Annotated in this window: 13 protein-coding genes; 7 read left to right on the top strand and 6 right to left on the bottom strand. The window is 64.1% G+C overall.

Annotated elements, in window-relative coordinates; all coding sequences use genetic code 11:
* The first annotated feature begins 216 nt into the window (after window positions 1-216).
* Window positions 217-774: a hypothetical protein gene (locus RMP10_RS12370; RefSeq protein ID WP_310570549.1), complete on the top strand. Its 558-nt coding sequence runs from the start codon at window positions 217-219 to the stop codon at window positions 772-774.
* 14 nt (window positions 775-788) lie between these two features.
* On the opposite strand, the gene RMP10_RS12365 is transcribed toward RMP10_RS12370, so the two are convergent.
* Entirely contained in the window at window positions 789-3,512 is a 2,724-nt protein-coding gene (locus RMP10_RS12365) for a TonB-dependent receptor (protein WP_310570548.1), read from the bottom strand.
* A 174-nt stretch (window positions 3,513-3,686) separates the two neighbouring features.
* Between RMP10_RS12365 and RMP10_RS12360 the strand changes: the two genes are divergently transcribed.
* Window positions 3,687-4,691 carry a proline iminopeptidase-family hydrolase gene (locus tag RMP10_RS12360; protein ID WP_310570547.1) on the top strand — a complete coding sequence of 335 codons (1,005 nt, stop codon included), beginning with the start codon at window positions 3,687-3,689 and terminating at the stop codon, window positions 4,689-4,691.
* Window positions 4,691-5,104, top strand: a complete 414-nt coding sequence (locus RMP10_RS12355; protein WP_310570546.1) for a hypothetical protein — start codon at window positions 4,691-4,693, stop codon at window positions 5,102-5,104. The genes RMP10_RS12360 and RMP10_RS12355 overlap by 1 nt, the downstream gene beginning before the upstream one ends.
* A 17-nt stretch (window positions 5,105-5,121) precedes the next feature.
* Here RMP10_RS12355 and RMP10_RS12350 read toward each other — a convergent pair whose 3' ends face one another.
* From RMP10_RS12350 to RMP10_RS12340, 3 genes are all read right to left on the bottom strand, one after another.
* Entirely contained in the window at window positions 5,122-7,176 is a 2,055-nt protein-coding gene (locus RMP10_RS12350; protein ID WP_310570545.1) for a response regulator, read from the bottom strand.
* Window positions 7,173-9,470 (bottom strand): PAS domain-containing protein, encoded by a 2,298-nt coding sequence (locus RMP10_RS12345; RefSeq protein WP_310570544.1) that lies wholly within the window; start codon window positions 9,468-9,470, stop codon window positions 7,173-7,175. Before RMP10_RS12345 ends, RMP10_RS12350 begins: the two co-directional genes overlap by 4 nt.
* A 257-nt stretch (window positions 9,471-9,727) precedes the next feature.
* Window positions 9,728-11,767: a sodium-translocating pyrophosphatase gene (locus RMP10_RS12340; RefSeq protein WP_310570543.1), complete on the bottom strand. Its 2,040-nt coding sequence runs from the start codon at window positions 11,765-11,767 to the stop codon at window positions 9,728-9,730.
* 360 nt (window positions 11,768-12,127) lie between these two features.
* On the opposite strand from RMP10_RS12340, the gene RMP10_RS12335 reads away from it, so the two are divergent.
* Window positions 12,128-15,433 (top strand): carboxypeptidase regulatory-like domain-containing protein, encoded by a 3,306-nt coding sequence (locus RMP10_RS12335; protein WP_310570542.1) that lies wholly within the window; start codon window positions 12,128-12,130, stop codon window positions 15,431-15,433.
* 150 nt (window positions 15,434-15,583) lie between these two features.
* A complete protein-coding gene (locus tag RMP10_RS12330) occupies window positions 15,584-16,612 on the top strand; it encodes a dienelactone hydrolase family protein (RefSeq protein WP_309669844.1) in 1,029 nt (342 codons plus the stop codon).
* A gap of 45 nt (window positions 16,613-16,657) precedes the next feature.
* Here RMP10_RS12330 and RMP10_RS12325 read toward each other — a convergent pair whose 3' ends face one another.
* Window positions 16,658-17,107, bottom strand: a complete 450-nt coding sequence (locus tag RMP10_RS12325; protein WP_310570541.1) for an Lrp/AsnC family transcriptional regulator — start codon at window positions 17,105-17,107, stop codon at window positions 16,658-16,660.
* Between the two features lie 96 nt (window positions 17,108-17,203).
* Here RMP10_RS12325 and rocF point away from each other — a divergent pair, with 96 nt between their 5' ends.
* Both rocF and rocD read left to right on the top strand, forming a co-directional pair.
* Window positions 17,204-18,154, top strand: coding sequence for an arginase (rocF, locus tag RMP10_RS12320; RefSeq protein ID WP_310570540.1), 951 nt, complete (start codon window positions 17,204-17,206; stop codon window positions 18,152-18,154).
* A 14-nt stretch (window positions 18,155-18,168) separates the two neighbouring features.
* On the top strand, window positions 18,169-19,389 hold the full coding sequence (gene rocD / locus RMP10_RS12315) for an ornithine--oxo-acid transaminase (RefSeq protein WP_310570539.1): 1,221 nt from the start codon (window positions 18,169-18,171) through the stop codon (window positions 19,387-19,389).
* 271 nt (window positions 19,390-19,660) lie between these two features.
* Here rocD and RMP10_RS12310 read toward each other — a convergent pair whose 3' ends face one another.
* Complete coding sequence (locus tag RMP10_RS12310) at window positions 19,661-19,822, bottom strand: hypothetical protein (RefSeq protein WP_310570538.1); 162 nt, start codon at window positions 19,820-19,822, stop codon at window positions 19,661-19,663.
* Window positions 19,823-20,437: the final 615 nt, after the last annotated feature.

Genomic DNA, 20,437 nt, shown 5'->3' with positions numbered 1-20,437 from the left:
AGAGGCTCAGGAGGGAGGGAGAAAGGCGCAGCACGGAGGGTACGTCGCCAGATGCGTGCCGGATCTCTTGGTTGAACACGTCCCAGGAACTCAATGGCCGAGTTTTGTTGACCAGTACGTAGCCGGGCGCACAATTGCTCTCGAAGCGCGCTGGCTGCACCTTGAAGATCGCGGTCGCCAATCTGCGTCTTCACGCTCACAATGGATCAGCAATCCATGGAACGCCTTCCCGATTCGATCGCCACGGACGTCCTGCGGCGGGCCAGCGAGCTCGACGCGGCAGGATCGGCTGGCATCAGCCCGTCAGAACTGCGGCACGCGGCACTGAGTGCCGGCATCTCGGAAGCCGCGTTCGATCGTGCGCTCGCGGAGGTGCAACGGCAGCAGACCGGTGACTCAACACCCGCGCCCTCTCCATTTCATCGGGCGCTCGCCCCGCGACGATCCGTCAGAGTGGTCGCGGGGGTGATCGTCGCGTTGCTGCTGCTGCCGGTGTGGTTCTTGATGCGCACCGGGGCCACGCGTCGGGCCGTGGAGGACGCCCCCATGGTCGACGAGATCATCGTCTTGAATTGTCTCGCGCCCGCCGATGCCGGACTGCTGCTGCGTGGGTTGCTGCCAAAGGGACAGAGTACGATGGCGTGGTCGGATCGCGCGCCACGCGAGCTGCGCGTGCATGCCACGCCCTCGCACATCAGACTGATGCGCGAGAAAGTGGCGGAGGCTGAGAGCGCCCCCGCCACCATCTGCACGACGCGTCCGGACGGCGCGTAATCACCATGCGGTGGTTACGGGGTGAATACCATACGCGCGAACAGGAATCGCCCGTTCGCCCCGAACGGCGAGAACGGCGAGAAGAGACGCGTGGCGCCGGTGTTCTCGGGGTTCGAGGCCGAAATGCGGTCGGGATAGACGTCGAACAGATTGTCGACGCCTAGCGACAGCGAGAACGACTTGTCGAGTCGCCGTGTGACGCTCGCGTCGGTGATCCAACGACCCGTGAAATACTGATCGCTCGACGCGCGGGCCACCGTAGGCGCCAGCGCCAGGTCCGGACGCGTCCACCATCCGCCGAAGTAGGCCTGCTGCAGGTTCAGCGACCACGCCTGCTTGGAGTACTGGATGTTGATGCGGGCCAGATTGCGCGGTTGCGCCTCGGTCAGACGCGATCGCTCTACACGGCCATATAGCTGCTGGTTGAGCGCCGCCAACTGCGGCGGCGGCGCGGCGACGCGCTGCAGCGACGTGCGATTGTGGTTGTAGCCGAACGTCGTGGACAGTGAGGCGTCATTCTCGAGTTGCCGTACGTACCGCAGCACGACATCCACCCCGCGCGTGCGCGTATCCACGGCATTTGTGAAGTAGCGTGGACGGACGTCGCCACGGAGTCCGAACGGCTCGATGATCGCCCGCACGCCGGCGCCCACGAAGTTTTCCGACAGCACGATGCGGTCGACGACTTCGATGTTGAAGTAGTCTACCGTCGTGCTGAAGTTACGCACCGGCGACCACGTGATACCCGCCGATGTGTTGGTGGACTTCTCGGCTTCGAGTGGCTTGGCCCCCAGCGCGCGCGCCACCGGCAGGTCGACGGGTACCGTGTACACCTCGTTCGTCGTCGGCACACCACCCACGATCAACACGTTGGACGCGGTGGCGGAGTAGTTGGCCTGCCCCAGCGACGGCGCCCGGAAGCCTGTATTGTACGCGCCACGGACGGCCACCCCGCGACCGACTGCGAATCGCCCGGTCACCTTGCCGATCACCGCCGAGCCGAAGTCCGAGAAATTCTCGCCGCGCGCGGCCAGCCCCACCGTGAGTCGCTTCGTCGGATTCCCTTCGAGATCCAGATACCCCGCGAACGACGTACGTCCGACGTTGCGCTCGTCTACGGGACGGAAGCCGTAGAACAGCTGTGATCCCGGCACGGTCAGCTGTCCGCGCTCCGGGCCGTCGAGCACCCGCACGCCGCCGTCGATGTACGACGTACTGTCTCCCTGCAGAATGCGATAGTTATCCGACCGGAACTCGGCGCCCACGGCCACGTTCACCGGTGTCGCGAAGGCCGCGATATTCACCGCACGCGAAAGATCGATGTTGGTGGTGGACTGTGTCGAGCGCAGCATGCCGGCATAGAACTCCGTAGGGCTGTTGACACCCAATGTGGGATTCAGCGAGTTCTTGACGTCGAAACGAAAGTTGTTGCCGCCGAAAGAGCTGCTGAGGTCCCACTGCCATCCCTTCGCCTGTCCCTTCGCCCCACCAGTCAGCGACAGGTCGAGCGACGTGCCCCAGATCTCCGGCAGGAAGCCGTTCGGGTATAGCGCCCGCACCACCGTACGTTCCGATGGACGGCGCGGGAAGCCGAATGCCTTCGATTCGCGCACCGTCCCGCCGCCGAAGGCGTACAGCGTGATCCCCGCCGTGGTGGAGTAGCCGCTGTTGAGCATCAAGCCGCCTTCGCGCAGCGCCGCGTCGCCATACCAGCTGTTGTTGCGGGCCTGCGGTAGCAACGCCGGATTCACTCGCGCCACGGAGTCATCGTTGAAGTACATCGCCCGCAGGTCGGGCTTCGCTCGGTTGGTCAACCCCCGGTCGCGATACTCGCCGCTGACATTGACGTACCCGCGATCGCGGAACCCGCGCGACCAGCTGCCGTCGGCCTGCGTCACACCGCCGTCGCTGTAGCTCGTCTCATTGTACGACGAGTTCACCTGACCGAACGTGGTGGAGAACGTGGCCGGTGCGTTCTGCTTGAGGATCACGTTGACCACGCCGGCGATGGCGTCCGATCCATACTGCGCCGCGGCGCCGTCGCGCAGCACCTCGATGCGGTCGATGCTCGAGGCCGGGATCGCGTTCAGATCGATACCCGCCGATCCGCGTCCCACCGAATTGTTGGCGGCGATCACCGCGCCGGCGTGCCGACGCTTGCCGTTGATGAGCACCAGCACCTGATCGGGCCCCATGCCGCGGAGCGTAAACGGCCGCTGTCCGTCTACGCCGCCGGCAATAGACGAGCGCGGGAAATTCAGCGAAGGCACCAGCATCTGCAGGATTTGCGCGGTTTCAGTGCGTCCGGTCTGCTTGATGTCTTCGGCTGTGATCACGTCGACCGGAACCGGCGCTTCCACCACGCTCCGTTCCTGCCGCCGCGAACCGGTCACGGCAACCGCCGATAACTGCGCGGCCGACTTGCTGAGCGTGAAATCCACGGTCACCGTGGCACCCGTCGCGACGCGCACGGTCTTCACGGCTGACGTGTAGCCGATGAGGCGCGCGACAAGCGTGTAGTCGCCGGAGCTCAACACCAGTCGGTACGTGCCATCGGCCTTGGCCTGTGTGCCGAATGCCGTACCGGAGACGACGACAGTGGCACCCGTGATCGGGGCGTTCGCGTCGTCTCGCACGACACCGGCCACTATGCCGGTGGACTGGGCACTGGCCGGATTGGCATACGCACACAGCGCAACGCCAAGTCCGGCCACGAGGGTTCGGAGTGGGAGATTCATCGTAGGGGCGGGGTGTTGGAAGCTCGGCCCGGTCTCAGGCGAAACGGGCTGATCGTCTCTCGGCAGGTGGGAGGCGAGAGGGACGAAAGCAGGGACGAGAGGTGTAACGGGAAGCTCAGTCGTGAGGTTCCCTGAGGGTTGGCACGCGACCCTTCCGCACTACACTCTTCCGCCGTGCCCAAACACTTTGCGATCTGGTGCGGCCTGACCGCCGCCGCACTCTGCGCCTGCCGCGGTGATACGCGCTCCACGACCGACACTGCCGCGGCCACTGCGGCGGCCACCTCACCCGCTCCAGCCACGCCGGTGCTTGGCCCGGGCGAGGCCATGCTCCCGGTCACCGGCGGCAGGATCTGGTATAAGGTGAGCGGCGCCGGCGCCGGCACGCCGGTCATCCTCGTGCATGGCGGCCCCGGTATCGGCAGCTTCTATCTCAAGTCGATGGAAGGACTTGGCGTCGACCGTCCGGTGGTGCGCTACGACCAGCTGGGGGCGGGCAAGTCGGATCGGATGACCGACACCACGCTGATGGTCATTCCGCGCTACGTCGAGGAGCTCGATTCGCTCCGTCGCACGCTCAAGTATGACAAGGTGTTTCTCAACGGGAATTCGTGGGGCACCATCGTTGCCGTCGAGTACTACAAAGCACATCCGGAGCACGTGGCCGGGATCATCTTCAGCGGTGAAGCCTTCGACATCACGGCTGCCGAGAAGGAAATCAACAAGTGGGTGGCGACCCTAACGGATTCGGCGCAGAAAGCCTTCGCGCAGTACAACACCGACAAGAATCTCGAGGCGCCCGCCTACAAGGCCGCCACCGAGGAGTTTTACGCCAAGAACGTGTTCCGGCGCCCCGTGAAGGCCGACCTCGACTCGATGTTCGCCATGATCGGCATAGATCAGTATCGGTATTTCCAGGGCGAAAACGAGACGATGGTGGTCGGCACCCTCAAGGGCTACAGCGCCATGAGTATCCTGCCGACGATCAAGGTGCCGGTGCTCATGACCACCGGTGAGTTCGACGAACTCGGGCCCACGCTCATCGAGCAGCACGCGAAGCTCATTCCGGGCGCGAAGTTCATCGTGTACAAGAACGCGGCGCACATCACGCAATGGGACGCCGCCGAGCAGAGCGTGAAGGACGCACGCGCGTTCCTTGCGGCGGCGGACAAGAAGTAGTGGCGGACGCCTCACGCCGTCCGCGTGAAGAACAGATCGGGGAGCACGACTATGCGCGTGCGACCCGATTCTCATGGTTGGGCGAAGTGATCATCGGCGACGGCGACAATGCGCGCGCGGTTCGCGGCACGTGGAATCTCGAGTGGCACCCGCGTGCGCTCGTGCGCCCGGGTGCGTCGGCCGCACTGATGCCGGAATTGGGTGACGCCGTGGCATGGACAAGTCGCGTGGCCCGCCTCATGACGCTCGCCGAGCCGGGGCTGCAGCTGCGCATCGGTGCGTCAGATGCCGACGGCTGGACCACGCTCGAGGTGACCGCGCCCTCGCACCCGGTGACGGTACTCGAATTCGATCGCCACGCGATGGGGACGGTGACCGGTGTCCCAGCGATAGCGCTGCGCGTGTTCGCGTAGCGCCGCTATTCGCTCTCCTACTCCGCCTGAGCCTGACGAGCCAACGCGCCTGACACGGTGTTCAGGAGCGTCTCGATCGAGTACGGCTTCGCGATAAAGTTCTCGCCCTGGGACAGCGCCAGCGTCTGGTCGTCGAACGAATCCGAATAGCCGCTGCAGAAAATCACCGGCAGTGCTGGCCGTTCGACGGCCAGCCTGGCCGCGAGATCACGCGCCGTGAAGCTGCCCGGCATGATCAGGTCGGTGATCACGAGGTCGATGGCGTCGCGCCGCATATCCCACAGCTGCCACGCTGCCTCCGCGCAGTCGGCCACGAGCACCGTGTACCCGTTGCGGATGAGCACCCGCTGCATGATAGAGCGCAGGGCCGCCTCATCCTCGACCAGCAGGATCGTTCCGCTGCCCGGTTTCGATTCGGAGCGCACGACCGCGCGAACCTCGCGCTTCGGCGGAATGTCGCACGCCGGAAGGTAGACGTCGAACACGGTCCCACCGCCATCGCGCGGCGTGACGCCGATCGCGCCACCGTGCACCTGCACAATCTCGTGCACCGTCGCGAGGCCCAGTCCGGTGCCGCGGCCCTCCGCCTTGGTCGTGAAGAACGGCTCGAAGATCCGCGCGCGTACGTCGTCCGGGATACCGACACCGGTGTCACGCACCGAGATCCGCACGTATTCGCCAGGACGCATCGCCGCGCTGACTGCGGCAGCGGCAACAACATCCATCGTCTGCCGCGTGGTTGCCAGCGTGAGCTTGCCGCCGCCCGGCATCGCATCACTGGCGTTGATGGCCAGATTGAGCACAACCTGCTCTAGGTGCTGCTCATCGCTCAGCACGAGCGGTAAATCGGCCGCCAGTGCAAGCTCAACCGCGACGTGAGCGACGATCAGGCGCTCAAGTAACCGTGCAATCGCTACGATGACCCCGTTCACCGGCATCGGGTGTGCCTCGAACCGGTTGCGGCGACTGTATGTAAGCAGATGCCGGGTCAGTGCACGACCGCGATCGGCGGTGGTGAGAATCTCCTGAATCAACTCCGTTCGCTCCTCCGGATCGCTGCCCGTCAGCACCAACTCGGCGCTGACCGCCATCGCCGTCAGCAGGTTATTGAAGTCGTGGGCCACACCGGCGGCCAACCGCCCGACTGCGTCAACGCGCTGGCGCTGGTGCCTCTCGTCGCGAGCTTCCCGTCGATGGATCGCAAAGAGGATGGCACGACCGAGCCCGCTGCCGCCGAGCTCATTTTTCTGCAAATAGTCCTCAGCGCCTGACCGCAGCGCCTCCTCCCCGCTCCGTCCGTCCGCGCTGCCGGTAAGCACAATGATGGGCTCGCCATGCGTAGATAGCCGACGCAGAGCGTGCACCGCTTCAAGCCCCTGCGCGTCCGGTAGCGAGAGATCGGTGACGATGACGTCGAATCGGCGATCGGCCAGCAGCGGTGCTGCATCGGAGAGACGGGTGACGTGGACAAGCTCGAAGGCAGTCGAGGGCGTCGAGAGCGACGAACGCACGAGGAGGGCATCCGTCGGCGAGTCCTCGATGAGCAGCACGGCAACACGGTCTGCCGCGCTGTGCATATTGTCGGCAGGTACAGCGGACGGACTTCCCGGCGAAGCAACGTGGGGCGGCAGCGTGACCACCTCGAACCAGTATTGCTCCAGCGAGGCCAATGCCTCATGGAAGCGCCGAAAATCCACTGGCTTGGTGATATAACTATTCGCGTGTGCGGCGTACGCGGCCGCCACGTCTTCCGGCGCGGCCGATGTCGTCAGCACCACGACCGGAATGTGGCGCAGAGAGGGATCGGACTTGATGTGGACGAGCACCTCGCGCCCATCCATGCGCGGGAGATTCAGGTCGAGCAGGATAAGGTCAGGACGCGGCGCATCAGCGTAGCTGCCCTCGCGGCGCAGAAACGCCAGCGCCTCAACGCCGTTGGCGACTGTATGCAGCGTGTTCAGCAGGCGCGCTTCCTCCAGCGCGGCCTTGGTGATCAGGCGATCGCTCGGAGAATCCTCCACCAGGAGAATCACGACGGCGGTTTTGCCCGGCGCGGCGGCGCGCGCTGTCACTGCGGCGCCGACAGCGTGAAGCGGAACTCTGTTCCCGCTCCCTCAACGGGTTCCACCCAGATCCGGCCGTGATGCCGCTCCACGATTCTCCGACACAGCGCCAGGCCAACGCCGGTACCGGGATATTCGTCCCGCGTGTGAAGTCGCTGAAAGATCTCGAAAATCCGCTCGCGCGCGTCCGTCGGTATGCCGATCCCTTGGTCCCGGATTGCCATGATCCACCTGTCGTTGTCATGCCAGCTCCGGATCTCGATCCGCGGCGGGGCGGTCCCCGCATACTTGATGGCGTTGGACATGAGGTTTTGAAACAGCTGCACCATCTGACGACGGTCCACCTGAAGCGAAGGGAGCTGGCCGACCGTGACCACGGCGTTCGCTTCGGTCGCGGCAAGGAGCAGGTTGCGACGTGCCTCTTCCACGGAATCAGCAAGTGACACGTCCGTCAACTCGGCACCTTGCGTGCCCACGCGCGAATAGGCGAGCAGGTCGTCGATCAGACTTCGCATCCGATCAGCGCCACCGACCATGTGGCCAATCAGTTCGTCGGCCTGCGAGTTGAGCTTGCCGTGGTACCGCTGCCGCAGGATCTGCGCGCAGCCGGAGACCGCGCGGAGCGGCTCCTGCAGGTCGTGCGATGCCGCGTAGGCGAACTGCTGCAAGTCCTTGTTACTGCGAGCCAGCTCGTCGGTTTGCGACCGCACCGCGGTATGCAGCTCCATCGCCTCGGTCACATCGCGCGTGAAGAACAGCATGCCGCCAAGCGCACGCGTCGCATCGTACCATGGGCGTGCCTCCCACTGCAACCAGGTCGTCTTGCCGTCAGGCTGCGGGAACGGGTCACCATCATGGCGATGTACCTCACCGGCGAGCACCTGTTGATGGATCACCTTCCAGCGCTCCGGCAGGTGAGGAAAGACGTCGTAGTGGCAGCGACCGATGACTGCCTCGCGCTGCAGACCGTAGTCGGTCATCCAGCGGTCACTCGCTTCCACATAGCACACGTCCTTGTCGAGCATGGCGATCGCTGCCGGCGCGTGTCGGATGAACTCCTTCAGCTGCGCGGCGCTTTCCTCCTGAAGTCGGGCGGCGACCACCTCCGTAGTCACATCGAAGTTCACGCCGATCATGCGGATCGGGGTTCCGTCATGGTCAAGGAAGCCACGTCCGCTGGCGCGAATGTGCCGCACGCCGCGGCGGCTCGGCAGCAATCGGAAGGTGGTGGTGTAAATGGCGCCCTTGGCAGATGCCGCCTGCACGATCGCGTCGGCCTCCTCCCGGTCGTCCTCGTGCACGGCCGATTTCCAATCGTCGTATGTCATCGGCGTGCCACGAGGGATGCCATACAGGTCATACAGTCGGTCATCCCACGTCAACGCGCCCGACTCAACGGTCCAGTCCCAGATCCCAATGCCGGCCGAGGAGGCCGCTATCGCGATACGCTCAGCGGCGCGATCCCGCTCTCGGCGCGCCAGCGCTAGTTCAGTCACATCCTGAAGCGTGCCGTACAGACGACGGACCACGCCCGCGTTGTCTCGCTCGGGGTAACCGCGCGCCACCGCGAAGCGCGGTGTCTCGGCTGGGCCCGCAAGCTGCAGTTCCAGCTCGTACGGATCGCCGTACTCGGTAGCGCGGCGGACCGCCTCCGAGAGGATGGTCCAATCGCGCTCGAGGAAGAGTGCGTGATGCGTGTCGAACGGCGGCGCCGTATCGCTGACCGGCAACCGGAAGATGCGAAAGAGCTCAGCGGACCAGATGACGTGATTCTCATCGAGATCGAAGCTCCAGCTACCGGTGTGCGTAATCTGCTGCGCTGTCTCGAGCGACACGGCAAGCAGTCGCATCTTCTCGGCGGTAGCGAGCGCCGCCTCGGTGCCCTGTCGAACGCGCAGTTCGAGGTCGGCGTTCAACGCTGCCAGGGCGGCCTCGCTGTCCCGAAGCTCCTGCAAGTCGGTGTTGGTGCCGTACCAGCGGAGAATGGTGCCGTCCGGCGCGACCTCTGGCACGGCGCGGGTCTTGAACCACCGGTAGACGCCATCGCGCCGCCGGATGCGGAAGTCGAGATCTGCCGGTCCCTTTCGTTCCACCGCGGCGGCCCAGCCGGCCGCGGTGGCGGCCCGATCGTCCGGGTGGATTTGCTCCAGCCACCCGTAGCCAAGCTGCTCTGACTCCGGAATTCCCGTGTACGCTACCCATTGAGCGCCGAGGTAATCGCACGGCCCGTCTCCACGACAGCTCCACACCAGCTGCGGCATCGACTCAGTGAGCGCACGGAAGAGGTCGAGCGGTAGCGTCATGAGCCGTTCGGAATGTGAAACGCGCGAGCCGGGCCTGGTGGGCCATATTGACTCGGTTATTACACGAGGCGCGTCATCGCGTCCGCTCTACATAAATGAGAGTATCGGTCGGTTCGCGTAAACACGCAAGCATTGGCACCTGTCAGGAATTCGCGCGATGAGTCGCAGCCTACGCAACGCAAAACCACGCGGACCGTTGCCGGTCCGCGTGGTGATGATTCGGATGTTGCGACCAAACGCTGAGTCGTAACGCGCGACTATGCTTTGGTAAGCAACGGCACCAACAGCAGCGCCACGATGTTGATGATTTTGATCAGCGGGTTGATCGCCGGACCGGCGGTATCCTTGTACGGATCGCCCACGGTGTCACCAGTCACCGACGCCTTGTGGGCTTCGCTGCCCTTGCCGCCGTGATGGCCTTCTTCGATGTACTTCTTGGCGTTGTCCCACGCGCCACCGCCGGTGCACATCGAGATCGCCACGAACAAGCCCGTCACGATCGTACCCATGAGCAGTCCACCCAACGCGGCGCCACCCAGCAGGAAGCCGACAATGGGCGGAATCACGAGCGGCAGCATCGACGGCAGAATCATCTCGCGGATGGCCGCCTTCGTGAGCAGGTCCACTGCCTTGTCGTACTGCGGCTTCTGCGTGCCCTTCATGATGCCGGGCAATTCCTTGAACTGACGCCGCACTTCCTGCACGACCGCACCGGCCGCGCGACCCACCGCCTGCATGGCCATGGCGCCGAACAGATACGGAATCATGCCGCCAATGAGCAGGCCGATCACGACCTTCGGATCGTCAATCGAGAAGTTCACCGGCGAACCGAGATGCGCGCCCAACTTGCTCGAATAGTCGGCGAACAGCACTAACGCCGCGAGACCTGCCGAACCGATCGCATAGCCCTTCGTGACCGCCTTGGTCGTGTTACCGACCGCGTCGAGTGCATCGGTGATCTTGCGGATGTCGGGACCGAGCTGGCTCATCTCGGCGATACCACCCGCGTTGTCGGTGATCGGACCGTATGCGTCGAGCGCGACGATCATGCCCGCCATCGAGAGCATCGACGTGGCCGCGATGGCGATGCCGTACAGTCCGGCCAGGTCGTAGCAGAAGTAGATCGCGGCCGCGACCACGAGCACCGGCGCGGCCGTCGACTTCATCGACACCGCGAGTCCGGCGATCACATTAGTACCGTGTCCCGTTTCCGACGCCTTCGCGATTTGCTGTACCGGGCCGTACTCGGTAGCCGTGTAGTACTCGGTGATCACCACTAGCGCCGCCGTGAGGGCGAGGCCGATCATCGCGCAGCTGAACAGGTTCGTGCCCAGCTCACCGGGGAACATGGTGCGCGTCACGAAGAAGAACGCGATCGCCGCCAGCACACCCGACACGATCAGACCGCGGTACAGCGCATTCATGATCTTGCCGCCCGGCTTCACGCTCACGAAGAACGTGCCCACGATCGACGCCGGAATAGACACCGCACCGAGCACCAGCGGATACAGCACGCCGGTATTGCCGTAGGTGGCGAACGAGAGGCCAGCCACGAGCATCGCGGCGATGATCGTCACCGCGTACGTCTCGAACAGGTCGGCCGCCATGCCGGCGCAGTCGCCCACGTTGTCGCCCACGTTGTCGGCGATCACGGCCGGGTTGCGCGGATCGTCTTCGGGGATACCGGCTTCGACTTTACCCACGAGGTCGGCGCCTACGTCCGCGCCCTTCGTGAAGATGCCGCCGCCGAGACGGGCGAAGATCGAGATGAGCGATGAGCCGAAGGCGAGACCGATCATCGGCTCGAGCGCTGCGCGGATCGCTTCCTCGCCAGTGTTCTTGCCCAGCACGATCATATAGAAGCCAGCCACGCCCAGCAGCCCGAGGCCCACCACGAGCATACCGGTAATCGCGCCGCCCTTGAAACTCACGTTGAGGGCGGCATTCAGACCGCTCGTCGCCGCCTGCGCGGTGCGGGAGTTGGCGCGCACCGACACGAACATACCGATGAAGCCGGCCAGCCCGGACAACACGGCACCGATCGCGAAGCCGATGGCGGTCATCCAGCTGCCGAGGCCGAAGCCGACGGCGAGGAAGAGGACCACGCCGACCACGGCGATCGTGGTGTACTGACGCTTCAGGTAGGCGTCGGCGCCCTCCTGGATGGCACCAGCGATCTGTTGCATGCGCTCATTGCCGGCGGGCAACGAAACGATCCAGCGGGCCGAAAGGATGCCGTAAACAATGGCGACGGCCGAGCACACGAGGGCAAGGACGAGAGCGTACTGCTCGAGCACGGGGTGTCCGGGGTTATTTATGGAGGGGAGGCATGGGATGCCCGTAATGCAAACGATCCCCGCAAATTCGTTCCTTGGCCGGGGTTAGACCAGTCCCCGGAGTCTGCTTTGTTGCGGTCGCGCAGGGACAGGGCCCATTTCAGGCGACGACGGTACGAGCCAAGCATGGGAGGAACCGCGCCGAATCGTTGCCTATTCGCGACGTCGCTGTTCGCTCGCGGCAGGCTGCACGGCGTAAATTGTGCTGGTCGATCGCGTCGCGTCCCATCGCATCGCGTGGCGTTGCATCGGCCGACGGGCTCAGTGCGCTGCTTCCGGCAGTCGGTCACGAGCCCCTAACAACACCTTCAGGAGACGGGAATGAAGCCGTGGTTCACGAAGTTCACGCGAGCCGTGCTGCCGCTCGCGTGTGGCTTGCTGCTCGCGATACCGACCGCCGCGCTCCAGGCGCAGGGTGTCACCACCGGCTCCATGAACGGAACGGTGAAGAGCGACAAGGGGGTCGTGGCTTCCGCGCGCGTGGTTGCCGTGCACCAGCCGTCCGGTACCACCTATCAGGCGATCAGTCGCGCCGATGGACGCTTCCTCATTCCTGCCATGCGCGTTGGCGGTCCGTACACGGTGACGGCCGTGGCGTTGGGCTACGAGCGCACCGTCCAGAGCGGCCTCGACGTCACCCTCGGCTCGACCACCGATGTGCGCTTCGAGCTCAAGACCGTCGCGATCACGCTGACCGGGGTGCAGGTCACCGCGACGGGAGGCGCACTGAGTTCGCGCATCACCGGCGCCTCGACCACCATCCCCAAAGAAGCGATCGCGGCCTTCCCCACCATCGGCCGGACGATCACCGACTTCACGCGCCTGACGCCCCAGTCGAGCGGCTCGTCGTTCGCGGGTCAGGACAACCGATTGAATAACATCACGCTCGACGGATCGTTCTTCAACAATTCCTTTGGGCTTGGCTCGCAGCCGGGTGCCCGCACGGGTGTGTCGCCGATCCCGATCGACGCCATCGAACAGATTCAAGTGAACATCGCCCCGTTCGACGTGCGTCAGGGCGGATTCACCGGCGCCGGAGTGAACGCCGTGACCAAGAGCGGTGGCAACGAGTTCAAGGGGTCGCTGTATTACACCACGCGTAACCAAGGGCTCGTCGGCGACAGCACGGCCGGTGCGTTCTTCAACAAGGGTAAGTTCAAGTTCACGCAGCCGGGCGGGTACGTGAGCGGTCCGATCATCAAGAACAAGCTCTTCTTCTTCGTGGACTACGAGACCGACGAACTGACCCAGCCCGCCACCAGCTTCCAGGCGAACACCGGCGGGCAGGCGATCACGGGCAACACGACCCGGGTGCTCCAGTCAGACGTTGCAACCCTCAGCGCCTTCCTGAAGGACAAGTTCAACTACGAGACCGGTCCGGCGCAGGGATTCAATCTGGCTGTCCCGTCCACGCGCATCATTGCCAAGATCGACTGGAATGTGAATGACCGGAACAAGTTCAGCTTCCGGTACTCGGATCTCGAGTCCAAGTCCGACCAGCCGATCTCGAACTCCAATGCGCTCGGCACACTGGGCGCGCGTCGCGACAATCTGAACTCGATGAGCTTCCAGAATTCCGGCTACGCCATCAAGGAGAACGCGCGGTCGTACATCGGTGAACTGAACTCGCAGATCGGGTCGAACATGTCGAACCAGATCATCGCCGGGTACACGACGAACGATGAAAGCCGCGAGTCGAAGGGCACGCTCTTCCCGCTCGTGGACATCAACAACAACGGCACCAACTATCTGTCGTTCGGTTTCGAGCCGTTCACGCCGAACAACGTGCTCAAGTACAACACGTGGCAGTTCCAGGACAACTTCTCCATCTACACCGACAAGCACGACCTCACCTTCGGTGTGACGGCGCAGCGCTACAAGTCCGACAACGGGTTCTCGCCCGGCCTGCAGAGCGCGTACGTGTACAACTCGCTCGCCGACTTCTACACCGACGCGAACGGGTTCCTGGCCAATCCGACGCGCACCACCGCGCCGGTGACCCTTGGCCGCTTCCAGGTCCGCTACAACAACATCCCCGGGATCGACGCGCCGATCCAGCCGCTGCGCGTCAACACGTATGGCGCCTACGCGCAGGACGAATGGCGTGCGACGCGTAACCTCAAGGTGACCGCGGGCTTGCGTATCGACCTGCCGGTGTTCGAGAACACGGCGTTCAACAACGCGCTGGCGAACCAGCTCTCCTTCCGCGACGAGACCGGCGCAACGGTCAAGTACAACACAGGCAAGCTGCCCGACGCCAACCTGCTCATCTCGCCGCGCGTCGGCTTCAACTGGGACGTCGAGGGAGATCGCCGCACGGTCATTCGCGGCGGCACAGGTATCTTCAGCGGAACGCCGCCGTACGTCTGGATTTCCAACCAGCTCGGTAACACCGGCGTGCTGACCGGCTTCGACCAGCGCGACAACACGACCACGCGCCCGTTCAATCCGAACCCGGATACATACAAGCCGACCACCGTGACGGGCGCGCCGGCGGCCACGTACGAGCTCAACGTCACCGCACCGGACTACAAGTTCTCGCAGGTGTGGCGCTCGAACATCGCGATCGATCGGCGCTTGCCGTGGGGCTTCATCGCCACGCTCGAAGGCTTGTACGGCAAGGAGACGAACGGCCCGTACTACATCAATGCGAATCTTCCGGCGGCCAATTCCGCCTTCACGGGCGCCGACAAGCGACCGCGGTGGACGGCGGGCAATAACCGTATCAATAGCAACGTCAACGCCGCGTACGTCATCAGCAACACGAACACCGGTCACTCGTACAACCTGTCCGGCTCGTTGCAGAAGTCGTTCACGAACGGATTCTTCGCCAAGTCGGCCTACGCCTATGGCGTGACGAAGAACTCGTACGACCCTGGTTCAACAGCAGCGACGAACTGGACGGCCAATGCGCAGTCGGGCGACCCGAACAATCCCGGTGTGCAGTTCTCGAATTTCTCGCCGGGACACCGCGTGTTCCTCGCGCTGTCGTACCGCAAGGAATACTTCAAGTTTGGCGCGACGTCCATCTCGCTGTTCACCGAAGGCCGTACGCAGGGCAACAGCAGCTACACGTTCAGCGCCGACGCGAACGGCGATGCGGCGGGCGCGAACGATCTGATCTACATCCCGCGCAACACCTCGGAGATGAACTTTCAGCAGTACGGCGTGAATGCGGCCGGCGGCGTCGTTACGACGAATCCGGTTCGCGTCTTCACCGTGGCCGATCAGCAGGCGGCGTGGGAAGCGTACATCACGCAGGACAAGTATCTCTCGGCGCGCCGCGGCCAGTACGCGGAGCGCAATGCCGTGTTCCTGCCGGTGTTGTTCCGAAGCGATCTCGGCGTAACGCAAGAGATCTTCCAGAATGTTGGCGGCAAGCGGAACACGCTCGCCATCCGGTTCGACATCCTCAATCTCGACAACCTCATCAACAAGAAGTGGGGCGCCGGCGATCGTTTGGTGTCCAGCACGCCGCTCATTCCGCAGGGAGCGGACGCGAATGGCGCGCTGCAGTATCGCCTGCGCAACTTCGGCACGAACCTGCTGAACACCACGTACCAGCACACGGCCGGCATCTCGGACGTGTGGCGCATGCAGCTGGGTGTGCGATACACGTTCAACTAAGCGCGCGCTTGCACGCGGGTTGTCATCGCTGATGTGACAAACGCGCCGCCACCCACACCGGTGGCGGCGCGTTTGCGTTGATCGGCTGGCGCGACGGTCTCTCCACGCTGAGATTTCTTCCGTCGTTCCAACCTCTGACAGGATGCTCTGATGTTTCATCGCTCTTTCGTGATCGCCGCCGCGCTTCCCGTCGCCGCGATTCTCGCTGGCTGCACACTCCAGCGTTCGTCGTCCAACCCAACGGCCGACGATCACATGGCGCATATGAATGCCGCCGATCGCGCGGCGCCGGTCGCGGGTGCCGCCGCCGGTCAAGGCATCGCGGGCCTGCCCGCCAGCAACAGCACCGCCCCCGCCCGCCTCAAGGCCAGCCCGCGTCACGCCGAATGGGTGAAGATCGCGTGGGACGCCGGTTCAGCCGATTCGCTCATGGCGTGGGTGGTGTACCCGGCCAGCCCGAACGCGCGCGCCAAGGCACCAGTGGTGGTGGTGGTGCATGAGATCTTTGGACTCTCCACCTGGGTACGCGGCGTGGCCGACCAGGTGGCCGCCGATGGCTTCATCGCGATCGCGCCGGATTTCCTGTCGAAGGTGCGTGGCGGACCGAGCAGTGTCGAGCTGTCGTCCGATTCGGCGCGCAAGCTCATTGCCGGTGTGAACGCGGGCGAGCGCAATCGCGCGATCGCTGCCGCCGCCAATTACGCCATGATGCTGCCCAGCGCACAGCAGAAGTACGCCGTGATCGGCTACTGCTGGGGCGGACAGACGGTGTTCATGCACGCCGTGAACGGCGGCCTGAAGGGCTTCTCGGGCGGCGTGGCGTTCTACGGCCTGCCCTACACCACCGGCGGTACGCCCGCGACAGCAACGACGGCGGCAGTACCGGCCAGCATCAATGCCGATTCCCTTGCCAAGATCAAGCAGCCGGTAATGCTGCTGAACGGCTCGAAGGACGCACGCATCGCCGCCGCCATGCCCGCCCTCGATTCGATCATGAAGGGTCTCAAGAAAAACTACGCGGGCACGAACTACGAAGGCGCCACCCACGGCTTCCTGCGCGCACAGGATGACCCCAAGGCCGCGCGCGACGTAGCCGAGGAAGCGGCCAATCTCGCCGCCACGAAGGACGGCTGGCCCAAGACGATCGCCTTTTTGAAGAAGAACCTCGGCGTGAAGTAGTCGCCGCGTGCAGGTGTCCTGCTGCTGTCGACGCGAGGCTCGCGACTAGAGCTTCTGCGTCGACAGCAAGAGGCTGGTTTCGGAATTGGCCACGCCCTTTATGCTCCGAATGCGACGCAGCACGGCGTCGAATGCTTCCAGACTGTCGGTGCCGATTTCGGACACGATATCCCAGCGCCCGTTGGTCGTGTAGAGCGCCTGCACCTCGGGATACCCCCGCAGGGTGCGCAGGATTGCATCGGAGCGATCCCCTTCAATGCGGTCGCCTTCCACCGCGATCGACATGATGGCCCGCACACGATGCGCCGCCGCTTCCGGCGTGGTGCGCACCGTGAATCCCAGCAGCACGTTGTCGGCGATGAGCCGGTCGATGCGGTTCTGCACCGTGCCCCGCGACACCTTGAGCTGTTTGGCCAGCTGGGCGACCGACATGCGGGCGTTCTCGCGAAGCAGCCCGATCAGGCGTAGGTCCTGTGCGTCGAGGTTTTTGAGCATAGTGCTAAACCTAGCCAGCATTTAGTCAGTTTATGAAGCATTTATGGTATTTCCTTGTACTTGTTGATACCATGGCGAATCGGGCACTTTGAGCGCATGAATGCGATCGTCGCCTCCCCCGCCCGCGCGGTAGTCAAGCCGTGGACCGGTACCGTCCAGTTGATCGGCGTCCCCATGGACCTGGGCGCCAGCCGTCGCGGTGTCGACATGGGCCCGTCGGCCATGCGGCTGTCCAGCCTCACCGCGCAGCTCGAACGACTCGGCCTCACCGTCCACGACGCCGGCAATGTCTCGGTGCCCGATCGCACCTCGCTTGGGCACGAGCCCAGCGCGGTGCTCGATGCGATCACCGACGTGTGCATCGATCTCGCCGAACGCACCGCCGCCGCCGTACGCGCCGGTATCCGCCCGCTGGTTTTGGGAGGCGATCACTCGCTGGCCGCCGGCTCAGTGGCCGGCACCGCCACCGCACTCGCCGAACGCGGGCAGCGTATGGGCCTCATCTGGCTCGACGCGCACGCCGACTTGAACACGCCGCAATCGAGCTTGAGCGGCAATGTGCACGGCATGCCGGTCGCACACCTGCTGGGCTTCGGGCATCGTCCGCTGCGTCAGCTCTCCACGGCCATTCCGGCGGTGAGTCCGGAGCACCTCGTGTACGTGGGGCTGCGCGATCTCGACGACGCCGAACGGGCGATGATCCGCGAGCTGGGTCTGCACGCGTACACCATGCGCGACATCGACGAGCGCGGACTGCGCGCCGTGATGGACGAAGCGGTAAGCATCGCGACCACAGGCACTGGTGGCATACACGTGTCGTGCGACGCCGACTGGGTCGATCCCGCCGAGGCACCGGGAGTGGGTACACCAGTACGCGGTGGTGCCACGCTGCGTGAAGCGCATCTCGCGATGGAGATCGTGCACGACTCCGGCGCGATGGTGGCGATGGACCTGGTGGAAATCAACCCGATTCTCGATCGACAGAACCAGACCGCCGAACTGTGCGCCGAGTTGATCGCGAGCGCGTTCGGCCGTCGGATTCTCTAAGCGCGGAGCGCACGATGACGTCGACCATGACACCGACCACGATGACCGCCACCGATGAACTGATCGCCCGCGAAGACGCATGGGGTGCGCACAACTATCACCCGCTCGACTTGGTGATCGATCATGCCGAAGGCGCGTGGGTGACCGACGTGGAAGGCAAACGCTACCTCGATTGCCTCAGCTCCTATTCGGCGGTGAACCAAGGCCACTGTCATCCTCGCATTCTCGCCACACTGGTGGAGCAAGCGTCGCGCGTCACGCTCACCTCGCGCGCGTTCCGCAACGATCAGCTGGGTCCGTTCTGTGAGGAGCTCGCGGCGCTGTGCGGTATGGAAATGGTGCTGCCCATGAACACCGGCGCCGAAGCGGTGGAAACGGCCATCAAGGCCGCGCGCCGCTGGGGCTATCGCACGAAAGGCATTCCTGATGGTCAGGGCACGATCATCGCGTTCGAGAACAACTTTCACGGACGCACCACGACGATCGTGGGCTTCTCCTCGGAGCCGGCATACAAGGCCCACTTCGGTCCGTTCGCGCCGGGCTTTGTACTCGTACCGTTCGGCGATATCGAGGCCGTACGCGCCGCGATGACGGCACACACGTGCGCCGTGCTGATTGAGCCGATTCAGTGCGAGGCCGGCGTGCTGATGCCGCCCGATGGGTTTCTGGCCGAGCTCTCGGCGTTGTGCACCGCGCAGCGCGTGCTGCTGATCGCCGATGAGATTCAAACCGCACTCGGTCGCACCGGCACCATGTTCGCGTGCGATCACGACGGCGTGACACCCGACATGTACGTGTTGGGCAAGGCGCTCTCGGGCGGGTTCTATCCCGTGTCGGCGGTGGTATCACGCCGCGAGGTGCTCGGTGTGTTCGGCCCCGGCTCGCACGGCAGCACCTTCGGCGGCAACCCGCTTGGCTGCGCGGTCGCGCGCACAGCGCTCCGCGTGTTGCAAGACGAGCATTTGGTGGAACGGTCGGCCGAGCAGGGGGCGTGGTTCCTGGAGCAGGTGCGCACGCTGCGCCATCCTGCCATCAAGGCCGTGCGCGGTCGCGGGCTGATGATCGCGATCGAACTGCACGAGAAAGCGCGGCCGTATTGCGAGGCGCTCAAAGCGCACGGAATGCTGTGCAAGGAAACGCACGATACGGTGATTCGACTGTCGCCGCCGCTGGTGGTGAGCCGAGAAGATCTGGCGTGGGCGGTGGGGCGGCTGAAAGCTGTTTTTGCGAGCTGACTGGAACTGCACAGTAGCCAGTGTTCTGGCGACAGGCGTCAGACTGGGTATAGTGGTCAGAGTCGAGCAGCTACAGTGCTCAGTGCCGAGCATTTCCTGACTGCGTGTGCGGCGGCAGGGACTCGATGGGGCGACGGCGCGCGACGGCCTCGAGAACCGTCAGCTCCACGAAACCCGCTCGGTACTGAGCACTGTTGCTGCTGAATTCCGACCACTATACCGATCAGAGTTCTGAAGCCAGTTCACTGAGTACTGAATCCGCGCACGACGGCTACGGCACCGGCACCGGCACCGGCACCGTCACTTCCGCGCTGCCGCGACATTCCTCGCACCAGTTGTTCGAACTCGACGGCTTTGCATAGTTGATGCGCGGCAAAGCGGTCGTTCGCACGCCGGCGGCCGTGGTGATGCGCACGGACAACCCGTCACGCACGTCCGTATCGAACAACGCTCCGGATGGGCACTCTCGTGTACCGTCACAGCTAGTGGCGAATGACGCTTTCGGAAGCACTCCGTTCACGAGCAGCTCGACCTTCCACGGAGCAGGCGGGGCAGAAGCGAATCTCACATTGAGGCCGTCAACGCAGCCGCTCGTATCGCATCCGCAGGCTTGCAGCGCGAGAGGGAGCACGACTACCGCTAGAATACGAAAGCACCGCCGTTGCGACTCCCTCATACTAAATCACCTTTTTTGAGGAGAGGTGCAGTCGGCCGTATGGACACCGCCTTAGTGCGACCATCTCGCTGGACGCGTACCTTAAAGCGAGACCTCGTACGAGATCCGCAGCAAAGAACCTGAGAAGGTGAAAGCATGAGGACGGCGTCGAGCACGGAGTGAGCTCTGGGCGCGATATTTGTACTACTCGTCATAACACGTACTCGCCTCGCTGGAGACCGTCACTGTCTTTGGACTTGACTCGGCTTTCCGGACACCAAGCTAACTCCGCGTAGATTGTCGGAGTGGAGGTGTGACGATGGCGAAGGCAGCGAAATCGATCAAGCGGACGCGGCGGATCTTTAGTGCCGAATTCAAGCAGGAAGCGGTGCG

The organism is Gemmatimonas sp., assembly GCF_031426495.1.
Lineage (GTDB): Bacteria > Gemmatimonadota > Gemmatimonadetes > Gemmatimonadales > Gemmatimonadaceae > Gemmatimonas.
The sequence above is the reverse complement of the archived record's forward strand: the minus strand, read 5'-3'. Positions and strand labels throughout refer to the sequence as shown.